Source organism: Aeromicrobium sp. (genome assembly GCF_014378035.1).
Classification (GTDB): Bacteria; Actinomycetota; Actinomycetes; order Propionibacteriales; family Nocardioidaceae; genus Aeromicrobium.
On sequence record NZ_JACMOM010000195.1, the window covers coordinates 22,904 to 48,768 of the forward strand.

Sequence of the window (25,865 nt, forward strand, 5' to 3'; positions counted from 1 at the left end):
GGGCTCCTACGACTTGAGCAGGCTCGCGTCGTCGACCGAGATCGAGCGACGCGTGCGGTAGATGGACACGATGATGGACAGTCCGACGACGACCTCGGCAGCGGCGACGACCATCACGAAGAAGGCGGCCACCTGTCCGTCGAGGTTGCCGTTCTGGCGAGAGAAGCTCACGAAGGCCAGGTTGGTGGCGTTCAGCATGAGCTCGATGCACATGAACACGACGATGGCGTTGCGGCGCACGAGCACGCCCACGGCACCGATCGTGAAGAGGATGAGCGACAGCGTGATGTACTCGTTCACTTGTCGTCCCCCTCCTCGGTGTTGCGCTCGTCGGTCGTCGGCAGGCTCGTGGATCTCTGCTTCGTCGCGGGACTCTCGGTCGAGGTCGCGACGGGTGAGTCACCGTCATCCTCGAGCTGCTCGACGACCTTGTCGATGTCGTCGTCGAAACCGTCGCGGACCTGACCGCGCGCGATCAGGCTCGCAGAGATCGAGGCCTCGAGGGGGCTGCCGTCGGGCAGGAGCGCCGGGGTGTCGACCGCGTTGTGCCGTGCGAAGACGCCGGGGGTCGGCCGAGGGCCCGGGTGGCGCCCTGACTCCGCGTACTCGCGCATGCGGCGCGCGGCGATGTCGGCTTGCGAGTGGCGAGTGGTCAACCGCTCCTTGTGCGCGAGCACCATCGCCCCGAGGGCTGCCGTGATGAGCAGGGCGCTGGTGAACTCGAAGGCGAGGACGTACTTGCCAAACAGGAGATCGGCGAGTCCGTAGGGGTTGCCGTTGCTGTTGGCTGCCGTGAGGCCCACGACCGCTCCCGACACGGTCTGGCCGATCGCGACGACCACGGTGAGGCCGAAGATCAGGCCCAGCCCGGTGGCGACGAAACGCTGACCCGAGATCGTCTCCTTGACCGCGTCGGAGAAGTCGACTCCGACCAGCATCAGCACGAAGAGGAACAACATCATGATGGCGCCGGTGTAGACGATGATCTGCACCGCGAAGAGGAACGGTGCGCCTTGCGCGGCGTAGAGCACCGCGAGGCTGATCATGACGACGGCGAGGCACAGGGCCGCGTGCACGGCCTTCCTGACGAACAGCAGTCCGAGCGCCGCGATCACCATGATCGGCGCAAGGATCCAGAAGGTGATCACTCGGTGCCTTCCCCGGCCGGGGGGTCCGTCTGGCCTGCCGAATTACCGGCGGAGACCTCCACGATGGGGAGCTGCATACCGCGGTAGTAGTCCTGGCTGTCGTCGCTGATCATCATCTCGTGCGGAGCCTCGACCATGCCCGGGAGCAGCGGCGCCAAGAGATCGTTCTTCTCATAGATGAGGTCGGCGCGGTTGTTGTCGGCCAGCTCGTACTCGTTCGTCATCGTCAGCGCGCGGGTGGGACACGCCTCGATGCAGAGCCCGCACAGGATGCAGCGCAGGTAGTTGATCTGGTAGACCCGCCCGTAACGCTCGCCGGGGCTGAAGCGCTCGCCGTCGACGTTGGACGCCCCCTCGACATAGATCGCGTCGGCGGGGCACGCCCACGCACACAGCTCGCACCCGATGCACTTCTCGAGCCCGTCGGGCCAGCGGTTGAGCTGGTGCCGCCCGTGGAAGCGAGGTGCCGTCGGGACCTTCTCGAAGGGGTACTGCTCGGTGACGGTCTTGCGGAACATCGTCCGGAACGTCACGCCGAAACCGGCGATCGGGTCCCAAAGGGTCTCGCGGATGGGGTTGCTGGTCATCGCGGAGCCGTCCTTCCGGGTTGATTCTGCGATGGATCAGCCGCGTCGAGGGCGGTGCCGGCCACTGCCTGGCCGGGCAGCGACTGGCCGGGCATCGGGGGCACGGGGTAGCCGCCAGCGAAGGCGTCGAACTCCTCGGGCTCTGACGGTGGGCCCGACGGCTCCTTCTTCTCGGGGATCAGGAAGGTGGCGAGCACCAGCACACCCGCGACGACGGCCACTATCACCAGCGTCTGCTGGCCGAGGAGGTCATCGTTCTTGAGCTTGCGGATGAGCCCGACAGCGATGATCCAGACGAGCGACACCGGGATGAGGATCTTCCAGCCGAAGTTCATGAACTGGTCGTAACGCATGCGCGGCAGCGTGCCGCGGAGCCAGACGAACATGAAGATGAAGAACAACGTCTTGCCGAAGAACCAGAGCACGGGCCAGTAGCCGGAGTTGGCACCCTCCCAGATGTGAGAGATGCCGAACGGCGCGCGCCACCCGCCGAGGAACAGCGTCGTGGCCAGGGCCGAGACGGTGACCATGTTGACGTACTCGGCAAGGAAGAACAGTGCGAACTTGAGCGAGGAGTACTCGGTGTGGAACCCACCGACCAGCTCGCCCTCCGCCTCGGGGAGGTCGAACGGGGCTCGGTTCGTCTCGCCGACCATCGCGATGCAGTAGATGATGAACGACGGGAAGAGCGGGATGAAGTACCACATGCCGCTCTGCGCAGCGACGATCTCGGACGTCGACATCGAGCCGGCGTACATGAACACCGTGACGAACGACAGGCCCATCGCCACCTCGTAGGAGATGATCTGCGCGCTCGAGCGCATGCCGCCGAGCAACGCGTAGATCGATCCCGAGGACCAGCCGGCGAGGACGATGCCGTAGACGCCGATCGAGGTGACGGCCAGCACGTAGAGCACCGCGACCGGGAGATCCGTGAGCTGCAGCGGGGTGATCCGGTCGGTGAAGGGAATCCGGACCTCGGGGCCGAACGGGATGACGGCCCAGGCGAGGAATGCCGGGATCGTGGCGAGGATCGGCGCGAGGATGTAGACGAATTTGTCGGCCGCCTTGACGACGATGTCCTCTTTGAGCGCGAGCTTGACGCCGTCGGCGAGGCTCTGCAGGAGTCCGAACGGGCCGTTGACGTTGGGGCCGATGCGGTGCTGCATCTTGGCGACCACGCGACGCTCGAACCAGATGTTGAAGAGCGTGTAGACGAGCAGGAAGACGAAGATCAGGACGGCTTTGAGGGCCACCACCCAGAACGGCTCGTGGCCGAAGAGGTCACTCATGGCCACACTCGCTTCGACTACGGCGCGAACGGGACACAGGACCGCACACTAGCGTCATCGGGTCGGTACTCATGCGGGTCCTCCGTCAGGCATGTCAGTCATGTCAGGCACGTCAGTCATGTCAGTCATGTCAGTCATGTCAGGGGACAACGTGACCCGGTCCCCGAAGCCCGCACCGAGCGCCGCCCGGAGGCTCACCCCGGAGTTGGCCGGCGCCCAGACGACGCCGTCGGGCAGGTCGGCCACCTCGGACGGGAAGCTCGCGCTGCCGGCGGCGGTCGACAGCGTGGCGATGTCCCCCGGGTCGATGTCGAAAGCTCCCAGCGTTGCCGCACTCGCGCGAAGGACCGCGGGTCGGGCAGTTGCCCTGAATAGTTCCTGGCCATCCTGTCCGCGGGCGTCGTCGACGGGCAGCCGCCATGAGTCGAGGACGACGGTGCGCTTCGACGTCGTTGTCGGTGCGGCGTGGGCGTCGCGGGGGAAGGTAGCCCGGTCGCCGTCCCACGGGCCGAGATCCGTCATGGCGGTGCGGGCGTGGGCAATGGTCCGGAAGCCGAGCGGCGTGCCCATCTCCTCGGCGATGCCGGCCAAGACCCTGACGTCGGTGAGCGAGCTGGGCTCGTGGAGCACTGCGTCGAAGACGCGGACGCGTCCCTCCCAGTTGACGAACATGCCGGGCTTCTCGACGACCGGTGCGATCGGCAGGACGACATCGGCCAGTGCGGTGACGGCGCTCTCGCGGACCTCGAGACTGACGACGAAGTCGGCCGTCTTGAGCGCGGCCAAGGCGCCTGCCGGGTCGGGGAGATCATCGATCTCGACGCCGCCGATGAGCAGACCAGCCAGCTTCCCGGCGGCGGCAGCCTGCAGGATCGATGTGGTGTCACGGCCCTTGCGGGACTCGATGGTCTTGACCCCCCAGGCGGCGGCGAGGTCAGCGCGCGCCTCGGCGTCCTCGAGCGGACGACCACCGGGAAGCAGCGACGGGAGGCAACCGGTGTCGACGGCGCCCCGGTCGCCGGCGCGACGCGGAACCCACGCCAGCCTCGCCCCGGACCTGTCGGCGGCAGGGGCGGCGGCGGTGAAACCGCCGGGGATGGACGCGAGACGCTCACCGACCAGGATGATCGCCTCGGCATCGAGCTCGAGGCCAGCCAGTGCGGCAGGCTCATCGCCGGGAACGGTGCGGATCAGCGTGCCCGACATCTTGCTGAGGCCGCGGGTGGTGTGGCTCGCGATGGCGACGACCGAGAGCCCGGCGCGTGACGCCTTGCGAAGCCGCAGGAAGATGCTGCCTGCCTCGTCCTCGGGTTCGAAGCCCACGAGCACGACGGTCGACGCCGTCTCGAGACTGGCAAACGTGACGTCGAGCGACGTGGTAGCGACCCGCGCGGCCAGGAAGGCCGCCTCCTCGTCGGAGTGGGCGCGTGCCCGGAAGTCGATGTCGTTGGTGCGCAGGACGGTGCGGGCGAACTTGCTGTAGGCGAAGGCATCCTCGGCGGTCAGTCGGCCACCCGTGAGCACACCGACCTTGCCTGCCGCGGCGGTCAGCCCGGCAGCAGCCGCGTACAGTGCGGCCGGCCACGAGACCGGCTCGAGCTCGCCCGACTCGGCGTTGCGCAGGAGCGGGGTGCGCAGGCGGTCGTCCAGCGTCGCATAGGTGAACGCGAAGCGGTCTTTGTCAGTGATCCACTCCTCGTTGACCTCGGGGTCGTCACCGGCGAGCCGGCGCATGACCTTGCCGCGGCGGTGGTCGACGCGGATGGCGGCGCCACCCGAGTCGTGCTCGGCGACCGACGGGGTCGACACCAGGTCGAACGGGCGCGAGCGGAAGCGGTAGTCGGCGCTCGTGAGGGCGCCGACCGGGCAGATCTGGATGGTGTTGCCCGAGAAGTACGACGAGAAGGGCTCCTTCTCGTAGATGCCCACCTGCTGCTCCGACCCGCGCTCGAGCAGGGCGATGAACGGGTCACCGGCGATCTGCTCGGAGAAACGCGTGCACCGGGCACACAGCACGCAGCGCTCACGGTCGAGGAGCACCTGCTTGGAGACCTCGATCGGCTTGGGGAAGGTGCGCTTCGTCTCGATGAACCGCGACTCGCCCTGCCCGTGGGTCATGGACTGGTTCTGCAACGGGCACTCGCCTCCCTTGTCACACACGGGACAGTCGAGCGGGTGGTTGATGAGAAGGAACTCCATGTTGCCGCGCTGTGCCTTCTCGGCAACGGGCGACGTGACCTGGGTCTTGACCACCATGCCGGCGGCGACCTCGATCGTGCAGGACGCCTGCGGCTTCGGGAAGCCCCGACCGTTGCCCGCATCGGTGATCTCGACGAGACACTGGCGGCACGCCCCCACCGGTTCGAGCAGCGGGTGGTCGCAGAACCGCGGGATCTCCGTGCCCGTGACCTCAGCGGCACGGATGATCAGAGTGCCCTTGGGGACGCTGACCTCGATGTCGTCGATCGTCAGGGTGACGAGCTCGACGGGGGTCCCGGTTGCGGGCGTTGCCTCGATCGTCATGCCACTCCTCCGACTGTCTGCCTGGCGAACAGGACCGACGCCTCTGGGGGGAAAGCCTCGCGGGACGGGGCGTACATGCCAGCCTCGAACTCCTCACGGAAGTAGTGGATGGCCGAGGTGATGGGGCTGGTCGCACCGTCACCGAGAGCGCAGAACGCCCGGCCGAGAATGTTCTCGCAGAGGTCGACGAGCAGCTCGATGTCGCCCTCGCGGCCCTTGCCCTCGTCAAGCCGCTGCAGTGTCTGCACAAGCCACCACGTGCCCTCGCGGCACGGGGTGCACTTGCCGCACGACTCGTGCTTGTAGAACTCGGTCCAGCGCAGCACGCAGCGCACCACGGAGGTGGTCTGGTCGAAGACCTGCAACGCCTTGGTGCCGAGCATCGAGCCAGCACTGCCGACGCCCTCGTAGTCGAGCGGGATGTCGAGGTGCTCGACGGTGAGGATCGGTGTTGACGAGCCGCCGGGCGTCCAGAACTTCAGCTCCGACCCGTCACGCATGCCACCGCCGAGCTCGAGGACCTGACGCAGCGTGATGCCCAGCGGTGCTTCGTACTGACCCGGACGCTTGACGTGGCCCGAGAGCGAGTAGAGCGTGAAACCCTTCGACTTCTCGGTGCCCATCGAGCCGAACCACTCGATGCCGTTCTTGACGATCGCGGGCACGGAGGCGATGGACTCGACGTTGTTGACCACCGTCGGTGAGGCGTAGAGGCCCGCGACTGCGGGAAACGGTGGCCGCAGTCGGGGCTGGCCACGGCGACCCTCGAGGGAGTCCAGGAGCGCCGTCTCCTCACCACAGATGTAGGCACCGGCACCGGCATGGATGATGAGCTCGAGGTCGATGCCCGAACCCAGGATGTCGTGGCCGAGGTAGCCGGCGTCGTAGGCCTCACGTGCGGCGGCGCGCAGCCTCCTGACGACGTGGAGCAGCTCGCCCCGCACGTAGATGAAGGCATGTTTGGCCCTGATGGCGTGAGCCGCGATGATGGCGCCCTCGATCAGGGTGTGCGGGGTGGCCATCATCAGCGGGGTGTCCTTGCAGGTGCCCGGCTCCGACTCGTCGGCGTTGACGACGAGGTACTTCGGCTTGCGGCCCGCTTCGGTCTCGGGGTCCTGAGGGATGAAGCTCCACTTCATGCCGGTGGGGAAGCCGGCGCCGCCACGTCCGCGCAGTCCCGAGTTCTTCACGAGGGCGATGAGGTCGTCCGGGGCCATCGTGAGGGCCTTCTCCAGTGCGGAGTAGCCGCCCGTCTGCTTGTACGCCTCGAGCGTCCACGCGCGTTCGTTGCCCCAGTCGGCGCTGAGCACCGGGGTGAGCGTGTCAGTCATCGTTGTTCTCCTTGGCCGTCTTGGCCGGCGACTTCTCTATCTCGGTCTCGGTCTCGGCGCGCGATGTGTCGGCCTGCGCGGCGGCACCACCCTTGGTGTCCGCGACGCCGTTGCTCGCCGCGCCGTCGGACGAGGCCGACTCGCTGCCGGGCACGGGTGCCGTCCAGCCCTTGTCGGCCGCGATCTGCAGCCCCACGAGCGACGGTCCGGCGGCGGCAGGCCCCTCGTCGGCAAGCCCGTCCTCGAAGCCGGCGAGAACCCGCTCGGCCTCGCGCCACGAGGTGATGGTGGCCCCTCGGGTGGCTTGCACCGTCTCACCCGCGCGCAGCTTGTCGACGACCTCGATGGCCGACTCGGGCGTCTGGTTGTCGAAGAACTCCCAGTTGACCATCATGACCGGAGCGAAGTCGCAGGCGGCGTTGCACTCGATGTGCTCGAGCGTCACCTTGCCGTCGGACGTGGTCTCGTCATTGCCGACATCGAGGTGGCTCTTGAGCCGATCGAAGATCATGTCGCCGCCCATGACGGCACACAGCGTGTTGGTGCAGACACCGACATGGTGCTCGCCCATGGGCCGGCGCTTGTACATCGTGTAGAACGTGGCCACGCCCGAGACCTCGGCGGCGCTGATGCCCAGGATGTCGGCGCACGTCTCGACGCCCTCGTTGGTGACGTTGCCCTGCGTGGACTGGATCAGGTGAAGCATCGGGAGCAGCGCGGACCGCGCCTGCGGATAACGACCGGCGAGCTCGTGCAGCTCGGCCTTCGTCTCATCGGAGAGTGTCACCGTCCCTCCTCGGGCGCTGGATGGAACGAGATCGTGGGCTGAGCGAAGCGAACCAGGCGCCCGTGCGAAGCACGGCTGCGACGGGGTCGCAGGGCACGCGAAGCGTGGCGCCTCACCTGTCCACCCCTCCCATGACGGGGTCAAGGCTCGCAACGGCCACGATGACGTCCGAGATCATGCCGCCCTCGCTCATGACCGAGGTTCCCTGGAGGTTGACGAACGACGGATCGCGGAAGTGCGCGCGATAGGGGCGGGTGCCCCCGTCGGACACGAGGTGGCAGCCGATCTCGCCGCGCGGAGCCTCGATGCTGGCGTAGGCCTGGCCGGCCGGCACCCGGAAGCCCTCGGTGACGATCTTGAAGTGGTGGATCAACGCTTCCATCGACTCACCCATGATGTGCTTGATGTGCTCGGCGGAGTTGCCCTGACCATCCGATCCGACGCTCAGCTGCGAGGGCCACGCGATCTTCTTGTCCGCGACCATGACGGGTTCGCCGGCCATCTTCGCGAGCCGCTCGGTGGCCTGCTCGACGATCTTGATGGACTCCCACATCTCGTCGAGGCGGACCCTGAACCGGCCGTACGCGTCGGGCTCGTTGCGGGTGATGACGTCGAAGTCGTAGGTCTCGTAGCCCCAGTAGGGCTGCTTGGTGCGCAGGTCCCAGTCGTAGCCCGTCGAACGGAGAACGGGGCCGGTGAGGCCCAACGCCAGCACACCCGGGAGCTCGAGGTGACCGACACCCTGAAGACGTCCCTTGAAGATCGGGTTGGCGTTGCAGAGAGCCGCGTACTCGGGCAGGCGCTTCTTGAGCAGCGCCACCGTGGACCTGAGCTTCTCGATCGCTCCTTCGGGCATGTCCAGGGCCACCCCGCCGGGCCGGAAGAAGGCGTGGTTCATGCGCAGGCCGGTGATCATCTCGAACACGTCGAGGATCAGCTCACGGTCGCGGAAGCCGCAGGTCATGACCGTGAGGGCGCCGATCTCCATGCCGCCGGTCGCAATGCAGACCAGGTGGGACGAGATGCGGTTGAGCTCGAGCAGCAGGACCCGCATGACCTGCGCCTTCTCCGGCGCCTCGATGCCGAGAAGCTTCTCGATCGCCATGACGTAGGCCGCCTCGTTGGAGAACGGCGCCACGTAGTCCATGCGGGTGCAGAACGTCACACCCTGCGTCCAGGTGCGGAACTCCATGTTCTTCTCGATGCCGGTGTGCAGGTAGCCGATGCCGGCGCGGGCATCGCGCACCGTTTCGCCATCGATCTCCAGGACCAGGCGGAGCACGCCGTGCGTCGACGGGTGCTGTGGGCCCATGTTGATGACAAGGTGGTCACCCTCGACCACCGAGGCGTCGATGGTGTCCCAGTCCTGGCCCGTGACGGTGAAGACCGGTCCCTCGCTCGAGTCGGTCGTGCCCGCGTACGGATCGTTGACGGTGTCGGTCACGAGTAGCTCCTCCGCTGGTCAGGCGGCGCAATCGTTCCGCCCTTGTACTCCACAGGTATGCCGCCCAACCCCCGCGCGCGGAGCGCGCAGATGTGCACAGTGTCCGGGACTGTTCGTTGGGCCTTCACGAGTAGCTCCTCCGCTGGTCAGGCGGCGCAATCGTTCCACCCTTGTACTCCACAGGTATGCCGCCCAGCGGATAGTCCTTGCGCTGCGGGTGGCCCGGCCAGTCGTCGGGCATCAGGATTCGGGTGAGAGCGGGGTGGCCGTCGAAGACGATGCCGAAGAAGTCCCACGCCTCCCGCTCCTGCCAGTCGGCGGTCGGGTAGATGCTGACGACGCTCGGGACGTGCGGGTCGGCGTCTGGCGCGGTGACCTCGAGGCGGATGCGGCGGTTGTGGGTCATCGACAGGAGGTGATAAGCCACGTGCAGCTCGCGACCGTCCTCGTGTGGGAAATGCACCCCACTGACGCTCGAGCAGAACTCGAAGCGCAGAACGGGGTCGTTGCGCAGATGGGTGACGGTGTCGAGCAGGGCGTGGCGCCTGATGAAGAAGGTGATCTCGCCACGGTCGACGACAATCTTCTCGACGGCGTCGTCGAGCGCGAGAATGGCGAGCTGGTCGGCCACCTCGTCGTACCAGCCACCGAACGGCCGCTGGCTCGCCCCGGGCATGAGCACCGGGCGGGTGAGCCCTCCGAAGCCGCTGGTGTCGCCGGTGCCGTGGGCACCGAACGCGCCCTCGCGGACGTCGACGATCTCGAGCTCGCGGGCATCGCTCTTGGAGAGCTCGGCCTGCACCTGGTGCGACCCGTCCTGCGTCTCGGTGCCGGCGTCACGCGCGTCCCTGTTGCCCTTGGCGTCGGTCAACGCATGAGTCCCTTCATCGCTGAGGTCGGCGTGGCGAGCAGTGCGACCTTCTCTTCGGAATCAATTTGGTTGAGCCGGTTGATACCGAGCTTCTGGTGCTGGATCTGGTCGTGCAGCTTGAGGATCGCATCGATCAGCATCTCGGGGCGTGGCGGGCAGCCGGGGAGGTACATGTCGACCGGGACGACGTGGTCGACGCCCTGGACGATGGCGTAGTTGTTGAACATGCCGCCCGAGCTGGCGCAGACACCCATTGCCAGGACGTACTTGGGACCGGCCATCTGGTCGTAGATCTGGCGCAGGACGGGAGCCATCTTGTTGCTCACGCGCCCAGCGACGATCATCAGGTCGGCCTGACGCGGTGACGGCCTGAAGACCTCCATGCCGAACCTGGCGGAGTCGAACCGCGGAGCACCGAACGTCATCATCTCGATGGCACAGCAGGCCAGCCCGAAGGTCGCAGGCCAGAACGAGGCCTTGCGCATGTATCCCGCGAGTCCCTCGACGGTTGAGAGGAGCACCCCGCTCGGAAGTTTTTCTTCTAGTCCCATTCGAGGCCTCCTCGGCGCCAGACGTAGGCGTAGGCGATGAACACCGTCACCATGAACAAGAACATCTCGATCAGCCCGAACCACCCGAGCGAGTCGAAGGCGACCGCGAAGGGGTAGAGAAAGATGATCTCGATGTCGAACACGATGAAGAGCATCGCGATGATGAAGTAACGGACCGAGATCTTGCCGCCACCCTCCGGGAGGGGGCTCGGCTCGATGCCCGACTCGTACCGGTCAAGCTTGGCGCGGTTGTAGCGCTTGGGTCCCGTGAAGGGGGCGATCCCGATGCTGCCGACGGCGAACAGGGCCGCCAGCGCGCCCAGCATGATGATCGGTGTGTAAGGAGTCACGGATCCTCCCAGACCTCGGCCAGCATGACATTCGCAGAGTGATCGTGCCCTTGTGAATTACTTCACAACGTGACCACGGTCTCACGATACGCCCGCTTCGGTTCGCGGGTAACTGAGGTCACACTAACTCCTCCCGCGCGCGGATCGTGAGGCCATGACCGACCGATGATCGTCCGGACCGATGACTGGCTCGGCTTCTGCTGGGCAGGCGTCATTTATGAGCATCTGGGCCGCCAGCCGCTCGGCCATCTTGGCGCAGCACCCTTCGTCGGTGGAGCTAGCCTGCGGTGTCCCGCAGCCCCTCCGACCACCTCTCCTCGATACGGCAGAGTCGCCACACGGCGAGGGCAATCACCCACGTCGCCACGAAGAGAGCGACGATCGCGTAGCCCACGTGGTCGAGGTCGATGCGCGCGACCCAGCCGACAGGTCCACCGGAGATGCCCGCCTTCTCACCGATCAGTCCGATGATCTCGATACCGCCGATCAGCAGCGCCACGACGACCGAGAGTCCCGTGATGGTCATGTTGTAGTAGACCTTGCGAACCGGCTGGACGAAGGCCCAGTCATAGGCCAGACCCATGAAGACCCCGTCGATGCTGTCGAGCAGGCTCATGCCGGCGGCGAACAGGATCGGCAGCACCAGCAACGCGTACCAGGGCAGGCTGAACGTGGCCGCCCCCGCGGCGAGCACCAGGAGCGAGACCTCGGTGGCCGTGTCGAAGCCGAGACCGAACAGCAGGCCCACCGGATACATGTGGCGAGGTCTACGGACTGCCTTCGTCACACCTCTCAGCAGCCGGTTCATGAGCCCCCGGTTGTTGAGGTGCTCCTCGAGCTGTACCTCGTCGAACGTGCCGCACCGCATCTCGCGGAAGACCCGCACGATGCCCAGAAGCACGATGGCGTTGAGCAGGCCCAGGATCAGCAGGAAGACCCCAGAGACGACGGTGCCGATGACCCCGGTGGCCTGCTGCAGGGTTGAGGACTCATCGCCTACCTGGCTACCGAGCGAGCGCACCCCGAACGCCAGCAGCAGGCACAGCCCGAAGACGATCGTGGAGTGACCCAGCGAGAAGTAGAAGCCGACCGACAACGGGCGCCCCTGCTCCTTGCCATCGGCCAACAGCTTGCGGGTGGTGTTGTCGATCGCGGCGATGTGGTCGGCGTCGAAGGCATGGCGCATGCCCAACGTGTAGGCGGTGACACCGAGGCCGATGCTGAACACCCCCGTGCTCCCGACCTCGAGGCTTCTGGACACCGTCAGCAGCAGGAGCCCCCAACCCACCACGTGCAGCATCAGGACTAACCCCGCCATGCCTGCCATCGAGGCGATCTCAGGCGGGGTGAATCGTCGGGGGCCTGCCGTGCGTCGTGCCTCATGCGCCGTCATGACAGTCCTCAGCTCGGTGTGACTCTGCTCACCACCTTTGCCCAATCGTGAACGGTTTGCAATAGCAAGTCATTGACTCGTGGGTCGCTCTGCTGAACGACCCGCAATGCACGTGGACGCTAGTCCAGCGCCCCACAACGATGCTGGGCGTGGAGCCGGGGAGCCATGGCGTCGAGCTGCCAGTGGGTCCACCGCTCGAGACTCTCAGCCTCGACAGCGGTGAGGGTGTCGCACACGAAGTTCCAGTGCACCGCGACGTGGTCGCCCACGTCGACGGAGTCGATGAAGGTGGCCCCGTCGAGACGGTGACCGACCTGTTCGACCCGTTCGGCGTCGAGCGAGAGCACCCCCGCGGCGTAGACGAGGTGACGCACCGCCACCTCGAGGGTGTCCGGCCCCACCGTCACGACCCGGCCCCACGTGACGCGGCACGAGTCGAGCACATGGAGTGCTTCGGGGCGCCCCATGTCGAGCATCCGTGACCACGGATAGACCCCCAACACGTGGAACCCGTGGGTCGGCGACGCCTCGACCAGCAGACTCTCGTCGAGGTGGCTCCAGTAGTGGCCGGCCTGGGGCCTGATGGTGTCGAGGAGGTCGCGCCCGAACTGCTCGCGGTCGATGGTGTCGGTGACATCGTTGCCGGTCCAGTAGGCCCGGCCGATGCGGGCGTCGAGCGGGTCGTCGATGCCCGCGAGTCCGGCCATCGTGGCCTGGTACGGCCACGCACCGGAGAACTGACGGGCGATCGCGGTGACGTCTGCGTCGGAGCTGCCCGAGGCGACGGCGCGGAGCACCGCGGCGCTCTCGGGCCCGCAGTAGCCCAGCGCGTTGGGCGCGGGGGCGTACCGCGCAAAGAGCCGGTGCCCGCCGCTGGCCGTACGAACGGGGCCAGGCGTCATCCGGTCGAGGGCAGCGGGAGAGCCGGGGCGTCAGCGTCGATGACGCCGTACTCGCGCATCATCTCGACCGTCCGGGACGCCTCGCCGACATCGAGCCTGGTGAGGGCAAATCCGGCATGCACGATGATGTAGTCGCCGACGGCAAGATCGGGCAGGTAGTTGAGACACACGGGACGGGTCTCGCCGATGAAGTCGGCCTGCGCGCAGATCTTCCCCTCCTCGTTCCAGATCTTCGTGATGCGTCCGGGCACTCCTAGGCACATGTCAGCAGCCTGCCTGTTCGAGATCGGGTCCGGCGTCGAGCTTCTCCCACAGTACGACGCGATTGTTGCCGGAGTCGGCGATCGCCAGAAGGTTGCCGTGGGCACCGAGCCCGTAGGGCCAGCACAACGTGTCGGGGGTGATCTCCTGCCACCGGTTCTCGCCGTTCTTGGCGAACGACGGCTGGCCGAGGACGTGCTGCGGGTCGGTCTCGGGGTCACGCGGCATGTCGTCCCAGATCAGCACCCGGTTGTTGGCGGTGTCGGCCACCGCCAGACCGTCGCCGACGCGGACCACGCCGTAGGGGAAGCGGAATCGGGTGCCGGTCTGTGGCGCGTAGGGAAACTCGACAGCGGTCGTGAAGTCGCCCTGCCCGAGCACGAGATCGGCGTCCTGCTGCCTGACGGGGTGCCTTGACCAGCCCAGCAACCGGTGGTCACCTGCATCTGCGACGAGCACTCCCCCTGCGCCGTCGCCCGCGATGGCGTGCGGCCACCGGAAGCTGTCGGGCCCGGCCTCGTCGCCGGCGTTCTCGTCGCGGCTGATGGCGTCGCCCTGCCCGAGGATGACGTCGGCGGGCTGGTCGGGTGACGTCGGCACACCGTCGCTCCAACACAGCACCCGTCGGTTGCCGGTGTCAGCGACGTAGAAGCGGCCATCGACGACGGCGATGCCGAAAGGCCAGTAGAAGACTGTTGCGCTTGGTGCGCCGCCGGCGTTCGCGAGGACGTCGATGTCGTTCTTCTGGCCGAGCACCAGATCAGGTGCCGTGGCGTGGTCGGGCACGGTGTCCCACACCAGGAGGCGGTGGTTCCAGGCATCGGAGACCACCAGCTGGCCGGCATCGGTGACGAGCACACCCGTAGGCAGGAACATGCCGTCGGAGGGCCCGCGCCCACCGGCCTGGGGTCCCTCGGTGAAGGCATCGGGCTGGCCAAGCACGACATCGCACGACGGACTGTCGCGGTCGGGATGGCCGTTGAAGATCAGCACGCGATGGTTGCCGGTGTCGGCGACGACGACGCGCTCGGCGACGATGTGGACCCCGCGGGGTGCGTAGAACTGCGACTCGGTCGGCTTTGCCTCAGGCAGCATCAGCCCGCCGGGCGAGATGGCTCCAAGGCAGGCGCGGGGCCGCCAGGGCCCGCTGGCCGACGGGGTCGGGATGAAGCCGACCGGCGAGCCCATCTGGACGCCGGGGTGCGAGGTCCCGGGTGGGATGACCGTGACCCGCATCAGGCAGACACCGTCATGAAGTCGTCCGGATCCAGACGTGGCCGTCTTCGACACGAAGGGGCAGCTGGTCGAGCTGGGCGCCGGGCAGCGTCTGGCACTCGCCGCTGAGCGCGTCGAAGCAGTAGCCGTGCCACGAACACGTCAGGGTGCCACGCTCGACGTCGATGTCGGCGTCGTCGAGGGTGTTGCCGAGGTGTGCACAGGCGTTGACGAAGGCCGACAGCTGACCACTGATGTTGACCACGACGGCTTCGACCGAGGGCCCGTCCTGCGGCACGACGTCGACCGGCACGATGCTGCCGAGCGCGAACGAGTCGAGGGCCAACGTCTTTGCCCACCCCGGATCGAGCTCGCCCGGCCGCTTGCCGAACTCCGACAGGGGAATGAGCGTCGGGCCGGGCTCGTTGGGCAGCACCTCGACGGCGGAGACCCCGGGAACCTCAGCCACCAGCGCCTGCTCGACGCCGTTACGCATCGTCACGGCCGACATCGAGCAGCCGTTGCACGCGCCGGAGAGACGGACGTACGCGGTGCCGTCCTCGATGCGGACGAGCTCGACGTCGCCGCCGTGCGACTGCAGCATGGGACGGACGGATTCGAGCACCGTCGCCGCATGGGACATCGGGTCGGGGCGGATGAGTCCGTGCATCAGCAGGACCATGCGCAGGCGCGGCTCGTCGACCAGGTCGAAGAGAAGCTCCTTGCCACGCGGGTCGTCGCGGAGCCCCCTGATCAGGTGCACCAGTGCCGCCCGGTGCAGGTCGTCTCCGGCGGACCTGAGGTCTTCGGCGACCTGCTTCGGCAACGGGTCGAGGTCGACGAGCCGGCTGGTCGCTTGGTCGAGCACCTCGGCCAGGTCCTCCACCGAACGGTCCTCCGGAAGCGTCACCGCAGTGCTGTCGGCAAGCTGGGTCATGTCGTCACCCTGTCGGCTGCGTCGTCTCGCTCGGGGACCATCGCCTTGGCGATCTCGTCGAGGACCGATCGGACCATCATCACCGAGTCATGGTCAAGCTGCTCCTCGAACAGGAAGCGGGCCTCGACCAGCTTGGACTTCGCGTGGTCGAAGATGCCGAGGTGCGCCAGCGCGTTGCCTTGGTTGGTCAGCAACCGGGCTCGACCGATCGGGTCGTCGTGGCGGTCGCGCAGCTCGAGGACCTCCTCGTACTTCTCGATCGCCTCGACGACGTTGTCACCCTGGTGCGCCGAAGGGGTGTAGATCAGGGCGTTCGCGAGGTTGATCGTGGCGCTCGACCACTCGGCTGGGTAGTCCTCGCGGGTGAACACCTCCAGCGCCGAACGAAGCGACTGCACGGCGATGCCGCTGCGGAGCTGGTCGCTTGCCTCGATCATGGGCGCCGTCAGGTAGGCGGTGGCGAGGTTGAGGTGCGTGGACGCCCACAGGTGGGGCGCGGTGTGCTCGGTGACGAGCCGCAGGATCAGGTGGTAGTGCACGACGGCCTCGCTGAGCGGCATGCCCTTGGCAGCCGCGATCTGGTGCAGCATCGACGCAAGATGGTAGTGCAGCTCAGCACGACCGACGGCCAGGTCGGTGCCCTCCAACATCGTCACGGCTCGAGTCAGATCGGCGATCGCCCGCTCCTGGTCGAGCTCGTGCTCGTGGGTCAGGACACCGGCGTTGCCGAGGATGATCGCGGAGAGCGGGGCGCTCGACAGCCCGGCCACCTCCGCCGCGGAGCGCAAGAGGTCGACAGCTTCGGCCACTGACCCCTCACCGAGGAGACCGCTCGCACGGGTGGCCAGCACGATGGCCTCGATCTCCTGGTCCGCGCCTCCCACGACGGGAGGGTCGTCGGTCAGGCCGACGGAGTAGCGCACGACATCGACCAACGGAGCGATCTCGGGCGGCAGGTCTGCCCGCAGCTCATCGGCGTCGACACCCTCGGGTGCGAGCACGAAACGGTTGAACCGGTCGACGACGTCGGTGCCGGCGAACTCGGCCACCGCCTCGTCTGTGCGCCCGGCGTGGGCAAGCTCATGGCCTCGAAGGGCGGAGGGCCAGGCCGACGGCACCCTGCCGGCGACCAAGGCGTCACGCGCCGAGTCGACCGCAGGATCGTCCGACGTGGCAATCAACAGGAACCCGGCCGGGAGCGGGAAAGCCCCGATCGCCTGTGGCCGCCTCATACGCTCCATGGACTATTCCTCTCAACCGTTGTGGGGTCCTGCGATGTCCCGATCTGCCGCCCGCCGAATCAGATCGGCACTGATGCGGGCGAGCTTCTCGGTTCGATACGTGCTGATGCGGCGCCGCACCACTCCGTCGTCAGAGATGACGATGATGTCGACGGCCCACTGACCGTTCTCCTTGATGATGACCGTCTCGACCTTGGCTGCCATCGGCCCTCCTTCTGACGGCTCACGATGCCCCCCCGAGAGCCTTCTGTCGAGGGTCGGTGATCTGCACGGCAAGGGCGCCCCTCTCCTCGTTCCAGGTCGCCACGTGATGGCCGACCGGAAGCTCGTCGTGCAGCACTTCACGCACGAGCATGCACCTGTCGCCCGCGGAACTGCGCTGCTTGAGCACATGACCACCGTTGGCCTGGCTCTGCAGCGGGATGAGGAACAGCTCGTCGCCCTCCAGCACCGCTCCGCAGACATCAGCGGGGAAGAACCGGGCGGCCATCTCCGCCGTCAGCCTCAGATAGCCCTCGGCGGTGATCTCCACCTCGGGCTCGCGCACCGCCGGGAAGTAGTCGTCGCGGATCAGCACGGCAACCTTCTCCATCGACTCACGGACCACGTCACTGAGGGATTCGCCGGGCGTCAGGTTGGCTGCTTCGATCAGGTAGACCACGACGTCGGTGGGGCAGTCCGGTCCGAGAAGCCATCGGGAGAAGGCGATGGCGTGGTCCCAACGGAACGAGTGCGTGTGCAGACCGGTGAGCTCGGGGACGTCCTCGATCTCCGAACCCGGAACCTGGTAGATCGTCCCGGGTTCGACCCCCGTGGAGGACGCGTCGATGATGACGACACGCTTGGCGCCGCGCATCTGGAACGCGACGTCCATGCCCGCAGTGCCGCCGTCGACGAGCCGGACGCCGTCGGGCACGCCCTGCTCCCAGAGCCGCCGGATGAGGATCGGGCCCACAGCGTCGTCGCAGCGCAGGATGTTGCCACACCCGATGACCAACGTGTCGCACGCCAGTGGCGCGTACCCGTCGTCGAGGAGCTCATGATTTGCGACCGGCCCGGAAGACATCGTCGTGTCAGACCATTCCGTTGATGACGAACTTGCTCAGCTCTTTGCCGGACTTGCCGTCGTAGGCGTGCACCGTGCACACCAGGCAGGAATCGAAGCTGCGCGCCACGTGACCAATCTCCACTGGATCGTTCTGGTCCTGGATCGGCGATCCGACGAGCGCCTGCTCCATCGGGCCGAGGGTGTCCGCAGAGTCACGGGGCCCGATGTTCCAGGCTGTCGGTGTGACGACCTGGTAGTTGGCGATCTTGTTGTCCTCGATGACGATCCAGTCGGACAGTGAGCCGCGCGCCGCCTCGGTGGAACCGAAACCCTTGCCCGAAGCGTGCTCGACCGGTTTGTCGTAGAACGATCCGTGCAGGTCGATCTCGCTGAGCCACTTCATGATCCAGTTGAGGTACTTCGGCGCTTCGTGCATGCGGGCCATCTGGCGGACGAACACCGACGGTCCGAGGTTTTCGATCATGTCCACGAACAGCGGGTCGTAGTCCTGGTGACCCGCAGCATCGGGTGCTCCCGCGGCGACGCGACGGGCCAGGGGTCCGGCCTCCAGAGGCACGTAGCCCAATCCCTCGACGTTGTAGCGCGGCGACTTGGCCCAGCTGTACTTCTCCTGCTTGCGGCCGTCGAGCGGGTCGATCGGCTTGGTCTCGCCCTCCCACGGGTGCCGCGTGCCGGTGCCCTCGTAGAAGGAGTGCGACACGTCCTCGCTGACCCGCATGTGGTCGAACTCGGAGAACTGCCCGTTGGCGTAGATGCCCGAGCGGTTGATCAGCGCTGCGTTGCGGCCGTCGATCGTCGGGTTCTCGTAGAGCTCGGGCTCGAAGTAGGTGCCGGTCGCGATGAAGTTGCCGGCTCCTGCACCGTACTTGTCCAGACCGATGTCGAGGCAGTAGCGGATGAAGAACCCGCAGTCGCTCTCGCGCTGCGACTCGTTCTCCTCGACCCACGCCTGCATGTCGTCCCAGCTCTTGACCTCCAGCCAACGCTCGATGGAGCAGCCGAGCCATTCTTTCTCGAGCCAGTTGTCCTTCCAGTGGTTCAAGATCGCGTAGGCGCGGGTGATGTCGGTCAGGCTCGGGGCGCTCATCACGCCACCGGGCACCATGAAGCTGGAGTGCGGCCACTGTCCACCGAACAGGGCGTAGACCTCGACCGGTTTGTTCGAGAGAACGACGCCCTTCTGGTAGGCGGTGCCCACGTAGGGAGCGAAGCGGCGAACGGCCTCGTCATACATGGGGGACTTGGCGTAGATCTTGTTGGTGAGGTCGACCGCGAAGAGTGCGTAGAAGTAGCGCGGGATCGACTGCAGCGTCTCGCATGCCTGCGCGATGTTGCGGATCAGGGTCGCGTTCTGCGGCACGTGGGTGCTCCACGCCGTGTCGAGCGCATAGCAGGCCTTGTACAGGTGGCTGCCGCCACAGATGCCGCAGATGCGCGGAGTCACGATCAGGCCGGCCTGCGGGTCCTTGCCTTGCAGGATGATCTCGAAGCCACGAAACATCGCCGCCTCGGTCCAGGCGGACGTCACGACTCCGTCCGTGATGGTCACGCGGACGTCGAGATCTCCCTCGACGCGTCCTAGCGGGCTGACGAACAGATCTACCGAAGACATGGAACCGACCTTTCAATGTCGGGAAGGGAGCTGGTGGTGCAGGACGTGGGCACGTTCATGGTCAGACGACGAACATGTCTTCCTTGGACCACTGCGGCGCAGCGATCCGTGCGGCGGCAGCATGGGCCATGTAGGTGAGGTGATCGGCACCCTCGGGGATCTCCTTGGGGATGACACCCGAGACCTTCTGGGTCTTGAACACCGTGCCCTGCGCGAGGTCGAAGAAGGGGAACTCCGGCTCGGTGCATCCCAGACACGGCATTCCCGCCCGGGTCTTGGAGGATTGCCGGTTCCACAGGATGCGGTTGCACGGTGAATGCGTCATCGGGCCTCGGCAGCCGAACTCATAGAACAAGCAGCCCGTGCGCGTTCCCTCACCGAAGGAGGTCGTGGACTGCTTGTACTCAAAGAACTGCACACGGGTGCAACCGGTCTGCGTGAACGTCTTGAAGAATGTCTCCGGACGCTGGAGATCATCCAGTGCGATGTCCCCCGTGCGACCGGTCGCGAGCGCCACCAGGATTTGGGTGATCCAGTCCGGGTGCGCCGGGCAACCAGGGATGTTGATGACAGGGAGACCGGCCTTGGACGTGAAGTCAGCGCCGAGGAACCCACCCTTCGCGCGCTTGTGAAACTGCAAACCGGTCGAGCCCGAGGGGTTCGGCTCCATCGCCGGTATGCCACCCCACGCCGCACAGTCACCGATCGCGACCACGATCGACGCGGCGTTGGCCAGCTCGATGACCCAGTCCTTCATGGGGCGGTCGGCGAACATGTCATAGCGCCCGGACCCGTCCGGCGCCTCGATGACGGTGCCTTCGAAGACGAAGATGTCGAGCTGCTGCTCGCCGCTGACACAGTCGTAGAAGATCTTCTGCGCCTGGGCGCCGAGCTCCAGGCCAAGGGACGGGTGCCACAAGAGCTCGAGGCCGAAATCGACGATCAGGTCCACGACGCTGGGCTCCTCGGCATTGAGGAAGGACATCGTGTTACCGGAACAGGCTCCTCCTTGGAGCCACAGAACTGACGACATGTGTTGTCTCTTCTCTCTACGCGGTGCCGGAGTGGGAGTTGAGCTCAGAGCCGATTGACTTGAGCAACGTCAGGGTGAACCCAAGTCCCCGACTGACGTCTGGATCCTTGAGCTGGCGAAGAAGGCTGAGAGGCCCACCGACCTGGACCGGAGGCGCAGACAGGCCATCGGCGACGCCCTTCGTGACGACACCGAGCCGCTCGACCGTCTCCGGCTGCGCGATCGAGGAGACCAGCGAGTCAAGAAGACCCGAATCGACCATCCGGGACAGCGTGGGGAGAGCCGACGAGAGCTTGACCAAGCTCGAGACGACCTCGCGGGGATTGACACCGGTCGCGTCCGGCGAGTCGAGCATCTCGCGAAGCTCGCCGAAGCTGCTGGCCATCTCGTCGCCGATCAGCTCGCTGCGACTGAGGAACCCGTCAAGCCCGACCACCAGGATCGCCAACAAGTCAGCGTGCTCCAGCAGAGAACTCAGTGCCTCCGCAACCGCCGGGTCGTCGAGCTGGCTCCTGAGCGCCGCGGCTGGCTCTACGGCCGTGGTAACTGTCGTCATGTGTTCTGGGTCCCTTTCGCTCTAGTGTGAGGTAGGTCGCATTGAGAGAAACACGTATGCGCGCAGGGGGCTATCGCCTCGACGCAGTCGCTATCACGATTGCGCAACATGTTGCTACGTGTACGCGGGCCGTGACCCTCGGTCGGGTGAGACTGTGATCGGTGTCGCAATCCGAGGAGGTCGTGTGTCCCGCCTGGCCAAGCACGGTCTGAGTGACGGCCCCTTCGTCCGGCCGGCTCCTGACAGTCACATCCGCTCCCGTGGTGTGCCCACGGCGCTGACAGGCCACGAGGTTCTCAGCGGCGACGATCCCGCGAAGGTGTCGGCGCTGCTGGCCCGCTTGCTCGGCGCCAACCATCTCGTCATCCACCCGCCGACCGAAGGCTTCCACGCCACCGTCAACGCGATCCGCCTGCGCGACGTGACGATGGCGTACCTGGATGTTCAGGCGGCGGTGACCTTCGACATCCCGGTCACCCACGACCTCTACAGCGTTCACATGCCGCTCAACGGCTCAGCCGAGTGCAGCTACAACGGCGTGCGAGTCGAGGCGAGCCCGTTCGAGGCGCTGGTCGTCAACCCCGGCACCGACCTCCAGATGACGATGCAGCCACAGTCACCGCAGCTCATCATCCGGATCGAGACCCGGGCCCTCCAGAGCCAGTTCGCCCGGATGCTCGGACACGGCATCGACACGGCCGTCGATTTCGCGCCGATCATGCCGCTCACATCCGGTGCGGCCAACCGCTGGCAGGGGGCTGTCCAGCTGCTCTCGAGCGAGGTCATGACCCCTGACTCCCTCATCCAGCAGGGGGTGGGGGCGGGGCCACTCGAAGAGCTCATCATCTCCTCGCTGCTGTGGGTCCACGAGTCGACCCACCACCACGACCTCCTGGAGGCGTCCCACGCCGGCGGGCGCCGGGCGGTGCGACAGTCGGTCACCTTCATCGAGGAGAATCTTGCCAGCCCGCTCACGCTCGAGGACCTGGCCAGCCACGCGCACGTCAGCGTCCGGTCGATCCAGCAGGGCTTCCACGACGACCTCGGCACGACTCCCATGACCTACCTCCGCGATCGTCGTCTCGATCGCGCCAGGGGTGAGCTCTCGGACGCCATCCTCACCGACGGCATCTCCGTCACCCAGGTCGCCGAGCACTGGGGCTTTGGCCACCTGGGCAACTTCTCGTCCATGTATCGCAAGCGGTTCGGCGAGACCCCGTCACAGACCCTCCGACGCTAGAAGGCGCGCCGAGCGCGATGCCCCCTGTGCGGTTCGATCCGCTCGAGCGGTCCGGGGCCCGCGGTCGCGAGTAGAATCCGCGACTATGCGCGAGTACCCGACATCACGTTGCTCGGCACGACCGAGGGCGGAGCACAACGATGCCTGACTCACCGCTGTCCGCGGCCAGGCCGGTCGCCGATCTGTCCTCCGCGTTGGCAGTTCTCCGCGAGAACGGCGGGCGGGTGTCGACCTCGCGCCGGGCCCTGCTCCAGGTGCTCTTCGATGCGACCAGCCCACTCTCCGTGGAACATCTCGCGGCCCAGGCGGTGCCGTCGCTCGATGTCCCGTCGACCTACCGGACGCTCGAGCGCCTCGAGGAGGTCGGCCTCGTGCGCCATGTCCACCTCGGACACGGGCCGGGCCTCTATGAGCTGACGCACCAGACCGAGCGTGAGTACGCGTGGTGCGAGTCGTGCGGCAAGGCTGCGTCGATCGAGCCCGACCGTCTCGACGCGGCAAGATCACTCATCGAGCAGAGCATCGGTTACCGGCCCCGGTTCGGCCACTTCCCCTTGGTGGGTCTGTGCGCCGACTGCCTGTCAGCGGGACGTCACGGCCACCACCACTGAGAGCGGAACGAACCAGAGGCGAAGCGTGGACGGGCCTCAGGGCTTGATCGAGTGGTGCAGCGCCACGATGCCACCGCTGAGGTTGTGCCAGTCGACTCTGCCCCACCCCGCCTCGACCATGCGCATGGCGAGTCCCTTCTGATCGGGCCAGGCGACGATCGACTCGGCCAGGTAGACGTACGACTCAGGGTCTGACGAAACCCTGCGGGCGATTGGCGGCAGAGCCTGCATCAGGTAGTTGGAGTAGACCGCGTCGAAGGGGCCCCACGTCGGGGTGCTGAACTCGCACACCACGATTCGTCCACCAGGACGTGTGACGCGCAGCAGATCGCGGAGCCCGGCGATGGGGTCGACGATGTTGCGCAGACCGAAGGAGATCGTGACGGCATCGAAGGTGTCATCTGCGAACGGCATCAGTGTGCCGTCGCCCGCGGTGAAGGCCAGCCCCGGGCGCTCCCGCTTGCCGACCTCGAGCATGCCGATCGAGAAGTCGCACGGGATCACCATCGCGCCCGCATCGGCGAACGGCTGGCTTGATGTGCCGGTGCCAGCCGCGAGGTCGAGGATCTTCTCGCCAGGCTTCGGGGCGACCAGGTCGACGACCCTCTTGCGCCAACGCCGATCTTGCCCCAGCGACAGCACGTCGTTCGTGAGGTCGTACTTCTCCGCGACGCCATCGAACATCTTGGCGACGTCGTGGGGCTCCTTGTCCAGACTGGCTCGGCTCACCTGTCTACCTTGCCACGGGTAGGCTCATTTACTGTGACCAACCCTGCTGTTGAGCCCTCTGCGCCCTTGGCACTCGCAGGTGCGGCCGCGTCGGTAGGGCCGCTCCTGGTCCGCTCCTCGCGCATCGCCGATCCTGGTGCCCTGCTCGCACTGCTGCCACGCGACAAGGCCCTCGCGTGGGTCCACGGTGGAGATGGGCTCGTCGGATGGGGTCGCGCGGCTGAGTTCCGCACCGCCGGACCGGGCCGGTTCACCGAGGCGTCGGACTGGTGGAGAGACCTCTCCTCGCACGCAGTCGTGCGCGACGACATCAACGTTCCTGGCAGCGGGTTGGTGGCTTTCGGCTCCTTCACCTTCACCGATGACGTCGACGGGAGTGTGCTGATCGTGCCCGAGGTCGTCGTCGGTCGTCGCGACGGTGTCGCGTGGGTGACGGTCGCAGGGTCGGGCATCACCTCCAACCCCACGCTCGGCCCGGCCGAGGCGGTGTCGTTTCCCGAGGGCACGACCTTCGCCGACGGCCCGGTCGACAGCATCACGTGGCAGGGTCTGGTCGCGGAAGCAGTTCGGCGCATCGAGGCAGGTGGCCTCGACAAGGTAGTGCTGGCGCGTGACCTCGTGGCGACGCTCGACGATTCCCTCGACGTCCGTGCGCCGTTGACACATCTGGCCACCGACTACCCGAGCTGCTGGACGTTCCACGTCGACGGCTTCTTCGGCTCGACCCCTGAGATGCTGGTGCGGCTCGAGCGCGGCCTCGTGACATCGCGCGTGCTCGCCGGCACCATCCGTCGCACCGGCGACGACACTCGCGATCTCACCCTGGCCGGCTCGCTTGCCCGGTCGAGCAAGGACCTGGAGGAGCACGAGTACGCCGTGCGCTCGGTCGCCGAAGCGCTCGCTCCGCATTGCACCAGCATGAACGTCCCCGAGGCGCCGTTCGTGCTGCACCTGCCCAACGTCATGCACCTCGCCACCGATGTCACCGGCGTCATCAAGGACGAAGCGAGCGCCCTCATGCTGGCCGCGTCCCTCCACCCGTCTGCGGCGGTGGGTGGCACCCCGACCGCCGAGGCGGTGCGGCTGATCGCCGAGATCGAGCTGCTCGACCGTGGACGCTACGCCGGGCCGGTCGGTTGGATCGGCGCGTCGGGCGACGGCGAGTGGGGCATCGGGCTCCGCTCCGCGCAGGTCGAGGGCGACGGCTCACGCGTCCGGCTGTTCGCTGGCTGCGGCATCGTGGCCGACTCGGTGCCGGCCGACGAGCTTGCCGAGTCGAACGCCAAGCTCATCCCCGTCCGTGATGCCCTGACCCCACAGGACTGATGGTCACCACAGGGCTGGTGGTCCCCGCCTGGGGAGTCACCGTCTGACGATGGGCGTCGGGGTGGGCCAGCGAGGGCTGATGTCGTCGCCCGACGACGCGCCGGTGAGGCGCCGCTTGACCCACGGACCAGCGTGCGAGGTGGCCCACTCGACGTTGGCGGTGCGGCGTTCCTTCACCGACAGGACCAGCCGGTCGCCCAGCTCGAGGGGAGCAAGGTCGTGCCGGACGCCGAGCGCATCAAGCACGGCGATGGCCATGCGTTGGTGGCCGGCGCTCGACAGGTGCATGCGATCGACGTCCCACAGGCGGTCGTCGCGGTAGTCACGGAGGCGCCAGAAGTCGACCAGCGTCGCACCATGGCGCTCGGCGACCTGACGCACCAGCTCGTTGTAGATCGCGAACCGGCCGCGCAAGGCTCCGAACACCTGCGAGCCGCCAGGGTCGTATGCGGTGAAGATCACCGCGTGGGCACCCGCGTCGACGAGCCGTCCGATCGCCACGTCGTAAGCCGCGACCAGACCGTCGATGTTGATGCGCGGCCGGAGCACGTCGTTGGCACCGGCGTAGATGCTGACAAGATCGGGCTTCATTGCCAACGCGGGCTCGACCTGCTCGGCGAGGATCGGGAGCAGCTTGCGGCCCCGGATCGCGAGATTGGCGTACGTGAAGTCGTCGTGCGCCAGCACCTCCGCGACACGATCGGCCCATCCGCGCACGGCGTTGGGCAAAGAAGCATCGTGGTCACCGAGGCCCTCGGTGAACGAGTCGCCCAAGGCGACATAGCGGCGGAAAGTCACCTGTTCAGGGTAGCCATCCGCACTGAGGTCACACACCGGGAAGACGCTCGCTGCCCCC

General features: G+C 66.8%; 27 protein-coding genes. 3 read left to right on the forward strand and 24 right to left on the reverse strand.

Annotation, left to right across the window (positions count from 1 at the left end; translation table 11 throughout):
- Window positions 1–6: 6 nt before the first annotated feature.
- From nuoK to H7290_RS10320, 22 genes are all read right to left on the reverse strand, one after another.
- Window positions 7–300, reverse strand: a complete 294-nt coding sequence (gene nuoK / locus H7290_RS10215) for an NADH-quinone oxidoreductase subunit NuoK (RefSeq protein WP_290513907.1) — start codon at window positions 298–300, stop codon at window positions 7–9.
- Entirely contained in the window at window positions 297–1,148 is an 852-nt protein-coding gene (locus H7290_RS10220) for an NADH-quinone oxidoreductase subunit J (RefSeq protein ID WP_290513908.1), read from the reverse strand. The genes nuoK and H7290_RS10220 overlap by 4 nt, the downstream gene beginning before the upstream one ends.
- Window positions 1,145–1,735, reverse strand: coding sequence for an NADH-quinone oxidoreductase subunit NuoI (nuoI, locus tag H7290_RS10225; protein ID WP_290513909.1), 591 nt, complete (start codon window positions 1,733–1,735; stop codon window positions 1,145–1,147). The genes H7290_RS10220 and nuoI overlap by 4 nt, the downstream gene beginning before the upstream one ends.
- Window positions 1,732–3,027, reverse strand: a complete 1,296-nt coding sequence (gene nuoH, locus H7290_RS10230; protein ID WP_290513910.1) for an NADH-quinone oxidoreductase subunit NuoH — start codon at window positions 3,025–3,027, stop codon at window positions 1,732–1,734. The genes nuoI and nuoH overlap by 4 nt, the downstream gene beginning before the upstream one ends.
- Window positions 3,028–3,096: 69 nt before the next feature.
- Window positions 3,097–5,550: an NADH-quinone oxidoreductase subunit G gene (locus H7290_RS10235; RefSeq protein WP_290513911.1), complete on the reverse strand. Its 2,454-nt coding sequence runs from the start codon at window positions 5,548–5,550 to the stop codon at window positions 3,097–3,099.
- Window positions 5,547–6,881, reverse strand: coding sequence for an NADH-quinone oxidoreductase subunit NuoF (gene nuoF / locus H7290_RS10240; RefSeq protein ID WP_290513912.1), 1,335 nt, complete (start codon window positions 6,879–6,881; stop codon window positions 5,547–5,549). Before nuoF ends, H7290_RS10235 begins: the two co-directional genes overlap by 4 nt.
- Window positions 6,874–7,668, reverse strand: coding sequence for an NADH-quinone oxidoreductase subunit NuoE (gene nuoE / locus H7290_RS10245; protein ID WP_290513913.1), 795 nt, complete (start codon window positions 7,666–7,668; stop codon window positions 6,874–6,876). The genes nuoF and nuoE overlap by 8 nt, the downstream gene beginning before the upstream one ends.
- 112 nt (window positions 7,669–7,780) lie before the next feature.
- Window positions 7,781–9,112 carry an NADH-quinone oxidoreductase subunit D gene (locus H7290_RS10250; RefSeq protein ID WP_290513914.1) on the reverse strand — a complete coding sequence of 444 codons (1,332 nt, stop codon included), beginning with the start codon at window positions 9,110–9,112 and terminating at the stop codon, window positions 7,781–7,783.
- 124 nt (window positions 9,113–9,236) lie between these two features.
- Complete coding sequence (locus H7290_RS10255) at window positions 9,237–9,983, reverse strand: NADH-quinone oxidoreductase subunit C (RefSeq protein WP_290513915.1); 747 nt, start codon at window positions 9,981–9,983, stop codon at window positions 9,237–9,239.
- Window positions 9,980–10,534, reverse strand: a complete 555-nt coding sequence (locus H7290_RS10260; RefSeq protein WP_290513916.1) for an NADH-quinone oxidoreductase subunit B family protein — start codon at window positions 10,532–10,534, stop codon at window positions 9,980–9,982. The genes H7290_RS10255 and H7290_RS10260 overlap by 4 nt, the downstream gene beginning before the upstream one ends.
- Entirely contained in the window at window positions 10,525–10,884 is a 360-nt protein-coding gene (locus tag H7290_RS10265; protein WP_290513917.1) for an NADH-quinone oxidoreductase subunit A, read from the reverse strand. The genes H7290_RS10260 and H7290_RS10265 overlap by 10 nt, the downstream gene beginning before the upstream one ends.
- A 277-nt stretch (window positions 10,885–11,161) precedes the next feature.
- On the reverse strand, window positions 11,162–12,277 hold the full coding sequence (locus tag H7290_RS10270; protein WP_290513918.1) for a HoxN/HupN/NixA family nickel/cobalt transporter: 1,116 nt from the start codon (window positions 12,275–12,277) through the stop codon (window positions 11,162–11,164).
- 119 nt (window positions 12,278–12,396) lie between these two features.
- Window positions 12,397–13,179: a DUF6390 family protein gene (locus H7290_RS10275; RefSeq protein ID WP_290513919.1), complete on the reverse strand. Its 783-nt coding sequence runs from the start codon at window positions 13,177–13,179 to the stop codon at window positions 12,397–12,399.
- Window positions 13,176–13,442 (reverse strand): HypC/HybG/HupF family hydrogenase formation chaperone, encoded by a 267-nt coding sequence (locus H7290_RS10280; protein ID WP_290513920.1) that lies wholly within the window; start codon window positions 13,440–13,442, stop codon window positions 13,176–13,178. The genes H7290_RS10275 and H7290_RS10280 overlap by 4 nt, the downstream gene beginning before the upstream one ends.
- 1 nt (window position 13,443) lies before the next feature.
- Window positions 13,444–14,676: an NHL repeat-containing protein gene (locus H7290_RS10285; RefSeq protein ID WP_290513921.1), complete on the reverse strand. Its 1,233-nt coding sequence runs from the start codon at window positions 14,674–14,676 to the stop codon at window positions 13,444–13,446.
- Window positions 14,677–14,689: 13 nt separating this feature from the next.
- Entirely contained in the window at window positions 14,690–15,592 is a 903-nt protein-coding gene (locus tag H7290_RS10290; RefSeq protein ID WP_290513922.1) for a NifU family protein, read from the reverse strand.
- Entirely contained in the window at window positions 15,589–16,833 is a 1,245-nt protein-coding gene (locus tag H7290_RS10295; RefSeq protein WP_290513923.1) for a hypothetical protein, read from the reverse strand. Before H7290_RS10295 ends, H7290_RS10290 begins: the two co-directional genes overlap by 4 nt.
- 12 nt (window positions 16,834–16,845) lie before the next feature.
- On the reverse strand, window positions 16,846–17,037 hold the full coding sequence (locus H7290_RS10300) for a hypothetical protein (RefSeq protein ID WP_290513924.1): 192 nt from the start codon (window positions 17,035–17,037) through the stop codon (window positions 16,846–16,848).
- A 19-nt stretch (window positions 17,038–17,056) separates the two neighbouring features.
- On the reverse strand, window positions 17,057–17,899 hold the full coding sequence (locus H7290_RS10305) for a hydrogenase maturation protease (protein ID WP_290513925.1): 843 nt from the start codon (window positions 17,897–17,899) through the stop codon (window positions 17,057–17,059).
- 7 nt (window positions 17,900–17,906) lie between these two features.
- Window positions 17,907–19,514 carry a nickel-dependent hydrogenase large subunit gene (locus tag H7290_RS10310; RefSeq protein WP_290513926.1) on the reverse strand — a complete coding sequence of 536 codons (1,608 nt, stop codon included), beginning with the start codon at window positions 19,512–19,514 and terminating at the stop codon, window positions 17,907–17,909.
- Window positions 19,515–19,575: 61 nt separating this feature from the next.
- Window positions 19,576–20,547 carry a hypothetical protein gene (locus H7290_RS10315; RefSeq protein ID WP_290513927.1) on the reverse strand — a complete coding sequence of 324 codons (972 nt, stop codon included), beginning with the start codon at window positions 20,545–20,547 and terminating at the stop codon, window positions 19,576–19,578.
- Between the two features lie 16 nt (window positions 20,548–20,563).
- Window positions 20,564–21,103, reverse strand: a complete 540-nt coding sequence (locus H7290_RS10320) for a DUF1641 domain-containing protein (protein ID WP_290513928.1) — start codon at window positions 21,101–21,103, stop codon at window positions 20,564–20,566.
- 184 nt (window positions 21,104–21,287) lie between these two features.
- Here H7290_RS10320 and H7290_RS10325 point away from each other — a divergent pair, with 184 nt between their 5' ends.
- Together H7290_RS10325 and H7290_RS10330 are read left to right on the forward strand one after the other, a co-directional pair.
- Window positions 21,288–22,343: a helix-turn-helix domain-containing protein gene (locus H7290_RS10325; protein ID WP_290513929.1), complete on the forward strand. Its 1,056-nt coding sequence runs from the start codon at window positions 21,288–21,290 to the stop codon at window positions 22,341–22,343.
- 140 nt (window positions 22,344–22,483) lie between these two features.
- A complete protein-coding gene (locus tag H7290_RS10330; RefSeq protein ID WP_290513930.1) occupies window positions 22,484–22,954 on the forward strand; it encodes a transcriptional repressor in 471 nt (156 codons plus the stop codon).
- A gap of 36 nt (window positions 22,955–22,990) precedes the next feature.
- On the opposite strand, the gene H7290_RS10335 is transcribed toward H7290_RS10330, so the two are convergent.
- Window positions 22,991–23,683, reverse strand: coding sequence for a demethylmenaquinone methyltransferase (locus H7290_RS10335; protein ID WP_290513931.1), 693 nt, complete (start codon window positions 23,681–23,683; stop codon window positions 22,991–22,993).
- Window positions 23,684–23,716: 33 nt separating this feature from the next.
- Here H7290_RS10335 and H7290_RS10340 point away from each other — a divergent pair, with 33 nt between their 5' ends.
- Complete coding sequence (locus H7290_RS10340; RefSeq protein WP_290513932.1) at window positions 23,717–25,009, forward strand: isochorismate synthase MenF; 1,293 nt, start codon at window positions 23,717–23,719, stop codon at window positions 25,007–25,009.
- Window positions 25,010–25,045: 36 nt separating this feature from the next.
- On the opposite strand, the gene H7290_RS10345 is transcribed toward H7290_RS10340, so the two are convergent.
- Window positions 25,046–25,807 (reverse strand): SGNH/GDSL hydrolase family protein, encoded by a 762-nt coding sequence (locus H7290_RS10345; RefSeq protein ID WP_290513933.1) that lies wholly within the window; start codon window positions 25,805–25,807, stop codon window positions 25,046–25,048.
- Window positions 25,808–25,865: the final 58 nt, after the last annotated feature.

Bases quoted from the DNA above. Each gene is read 5' to 3' on its own strand.
- H7290_RS10235 (WP_290513911.1), bottom strand. From the start codon at position 5,550: ATGACGATCGAGGCAACGCCCGCAACCGGGACCCCCGTCGAGCTCGTC.
- H7290_RS10300 (WP_290513924.1), bottom strand. From the start codon at position 17,037: ATGGCAGCCAAGGTCGAGACGGTCATCATCAAGGAGAACGGTCAGTGG.
- H7290_RS10275 (WP_290513919.1), bottom strand. From the start codon at position 13,179: ATGACGCCTGGCCCCGTTCGTACGGCCAGCGGCGGGCACCGGCTCTTT.
- nuoH (WP_290513910.1), bottom strand. From the start codon at position 3,027: ATGAGTGACCTCTTCGGCCACGAGCCGTTCTGGGTGGTGGCCCTCAAA.
- H7290_RS10285 (WP_290513921.1), bottom strand. From the start codon at position 14,676: ATGCGGGTCACGGTCATCCCACCCGGGACCTCGCACCCCGGCGTCCAG.
- H7290_RS10295 (WP_290513923.1), bottom strand. From the start codon at position 16,833: ATGGAGCGTATGAGGCGGCCACAGGCGATCGGGGCTTTCCCGCTCCCG.
- H7290_RS10260 (WP_290513916.1), bottom strand. From the start codon at position 10,534: ATGGGACTAGAAGAAAAACTTCCGAGCGGGGTGCTCCTCTCAACCGTC.
- nuoI (WP_290513909.1), bottom strand. From the start codon at position 1,735: ATGACCAGCAACCCCATCCGCGAGACCCTTTGGGACCCGATCGCCGGT.
- H7290_RS10330 (WP_290513930.1), top strand. From the start codon at position 22,484: ATGCCTGACTCACCGCTGTCCGCGGCCAGGCCGGTCGCCGATCTGTCC.
- nuoF (WP_290513912.1), bottom strand. From the start codon at position 6,881: ATGACTGACACGCTCACCCCGGTGCTCAGCGCCGACTGGGGCAACGAA.
- H7290_RS10320 (WP_290513928.1), bottom strand. From the start codon at position 21,103: ATGACGACAGTTACCACGGCCGTAGAGCCAGCCGCGGCGCTCAGGAGC.
- H7290_RS10270 (WP_290513918.1), bottom strand. From the start codon at position 12,277: ATGACGGCGCATGAGGCACGACGCACGGCAGGCCCCCGACGATTCACC.
- H7290_RS10315 (WP_290513927.1), bottom strand. From the start codon at position 20,547: ATGTCGTCAGTTCTGTGGCTCCAAGGAGGAGCCTGTTCCGGTAACACG.
- H7290_RS10305 (WP_290513925.1), bottom strand. From the start codon at position 17,899: ATGTCTTCCGGGCCGGTCGCAAATCATGAGCTCCTCGACGACGGGTAC.
- H7290_RS10290 (WP_290513922.1), bottom strand. From the start codon at position 15,592: ATGACCCAGCTTGCCGACAGCACTGCGGTGACGCTTCCGGAGGACCGT.
- H7290_RS10310 (WP_290513926.1), bottom strand. From the start codon at position 19,514: ATGTCTTCGGTAGATCTGTTCGTCAGCCCGCTAGGACGCGTCGAGGGA.
- H7290_RS10280 (WP_290513920.1), bottom strand. From the start codon at position 13,442: ATGTGCCTAGGAGTGCCCGGACGCATCACGAAGATCTGGAACGAGGAG.